1 protein-coding gene is annotated in these 1709 nt (G+C 61.0%); it reads right to left on the bottom strand.

The genetic code is table 11. The features are described from left to right. On the bottom strand, window positions 1-1574 hold a 1574-nt coding region (locus EOA24_RS37055), incomplete at its 3' end, for a VirB4 family type IV secretion system protein (protein ID WP_127410770.1). Window positions 1575-1709 lie beyond the last annotated feature (135 nt).

Here is a 1709-nt window from a genome sequence, read left to right on the forward strand (position 1 = left end):
GTGAGCAAGTAGCGCAGCAGCCCTTCCAGAAACGTGCGGTTTTCCGCCGTGTCTTCGAGCTGGAGCGGCGCAAAGCCGGTGGCCTGCATCGGCTCCATGACCTCGTAGCGGCCGCCGAGCGCGCGAATGAAGAGCTCGGCGCCGCGCATATAGTCGAAGTAGACGCATCGCGGTCGCGGCGAAATCCGCATCGCCTGCGCCATCAGGAATGACAGAACGACGGTCTTGCCCGAACCGGTCGGGCCAAAAACGGTGAAGTGGCCGACGTCGTGAACGTGAAAGTTGAAATAATAGGCTGTCTGGCTGGTCGTCTCGAGAAGCGCGATCGGCCGCTTCCAGTGCAGTCCCTCACGCTGGCCCGAGGGAAAATTGTGGCCCGAGAACAGCCCGGCGAAGTTCAGCGACGAGATCAGGGCGCGGCGCGCAATGTAACTGAAATTGCCCGGCAGCTGTGCCCAAAACGCAAGTTCGGTGTTGAGCGTTTCTCGCACCGGCACGATCGACATGCGCGACAGTTCGGCGGTTATGTCGGACAAGGAGCGGTTGAGCCCTTGGACGTCGGCAGCGAGCGCCATCACCGTCAGGTGGTGCTGGCCGAAAACAACCTCGCCACCGGCAAGCTTGTCAGCGCCGGCGTGCACGGAATCCTCGACCGTGGTTCCGGCCTCATCCGAACCGCTGACCTGGTTCGAGATCGTGTTGATGCGGCGCATGGCCGTCACGCGATCCTCAATCGCAAATGACTGCGTGAGAATAAATTCATGCGGCAGCCTTAACAGGCCATCGAGCGACCCGGGGGCGGTAAAGGGAGGGTATTCCTTGATGGCCACCATGGCGGCAATCTTGCTTGTCTGCGCCCCCCTGATTTCCAGCGCGGACTTGCCGAAGAAAATTTGCCGGGTAGCACAGGCGCTCGCCAAACTCATGCGCGGCAGCGGCATTTCGACATCAGCGCCGCCAGCAAGGATCTTGGCGATGAATTCGGCAGGTTCGGAAAACAGGCTGCCGCGCCGTGTCACCACGCCCAGGAGCCGCGCGCCATAGGCCGAAAAGTCCTTCACGACGCCATTGAGGACATCGTGCAGTTCGGCCATGGCCTCTTCACGTGTCTCTTCGCCGGCGGTGCTGATGCGGAACGCGTTGAGCGCCTTGTCGACCCACCCGACGCGCCCGACCATCGGGCGGCGGATGAGCGTCAAAAAGGCCTCGTTGACGAACAGGTTCTTCGAGCCCAGCTCATCCATGTAGCGGGCATCGAGCTCCGCCACGAAAGGGTTGTCGAAATCCCCTTCGATTTCTGGCGTCACGTGACGCCGGATGATGGTCGCATAGGCGGCAAAACGGGACGTGGAGAGGTTGCGGAATGTCGTGTTGCGATTGAACAGGCGGTTGTTGAGCTCTGCCTGATCCATTGTCTGGAAGGGCAGGCCGCCAAGCTGAATGACCCCGACGAGAAAGCCGCTTTTGGTGACGACCAGATTGTCGTCGACATGGCGCAAATAGGGGACATGTGCCTCCACAGGCTTTTCCCGTTTGCGCGCTTTGGCGAATTTCAGGTCGGCGGTTACGGTCACGGCGAATAGCTCCTCGCGCCCCAAAAGCCTGAGTTGGCGACCGCGCCCCGCTTCGACAGCCGGCGCTCGACTATGTGAAAAATGTATGGGTCGCGCTGGCACAGATAGGCGCTGATCAAATGCGTCGCGCTGAAC

Origin of the sequence: Mesorhizobium sp. M2A.F.Ca.ET.039.01.1.1 (assembly GCF_003998035.1) — a bacterium.
Classification (GTDB): Bacteria; Pseudomonadota; Alphaproteobacteria; order Rhizobiales; family Rhizobiaceae; genus Mesorhizobium.